Consider the following 390-nt stretch of genomic DNA (forward strand, 5'->3'; position numbering starts at 1 on the left):
GAAATGAAGCACATATGCTTGATCTTCTCATTTATCGTAAAAATGCAAAATTAGAACCAAATCAAGGATCACATTAAATCATGATTGGCAGAAAATCTTGTCTAGCTGGCGATATTGTTGGAACATTCCAATTTCCTGAATTACTTAAAATAGGAAACAGACAGTCTGTTCAAGACGCCGCAGGCTATACAATGTTTAAGAAAAACTGGTTTAATGGCGTTGCGATGCCTGCCATTGTTATTAAAGAATGCAATAGAAATCTAACCATTCAACGTCAATTCAACTATAATGACTATAAAAACAATCTTTCATAATCAAAAAAATATAAAAATTATGCAGCGATATTAAAAAGGAGACCAACTACAATGAAAAAAAATGTGCTCATTATTG

At 31.8% G+C, this 390-nt stretch carries 1 pseudogene; it reads left to right on the forward strand.

The features are described from left to right. Nucleotides 1–314: pseudogene (locus J7R05_RS08890) on the forward strand (carboxynorspermidine decarboxylase); the annotation flags it as partial. Between the last annotated feature and the right edge of the window lie 76 nt (nucleotides 315–390).

Source organism: Bartonella capreoli, assembly GCF_902813205.1.
In the GTDB taxonomy this organism is placed as follows: domain Bacteria; phylum Pseudomonadota; class Alphaproteobacteria; order Rhizobiales; family Rhizobiaceae; genus Bartonella; species Bartonella schoenbuchensis.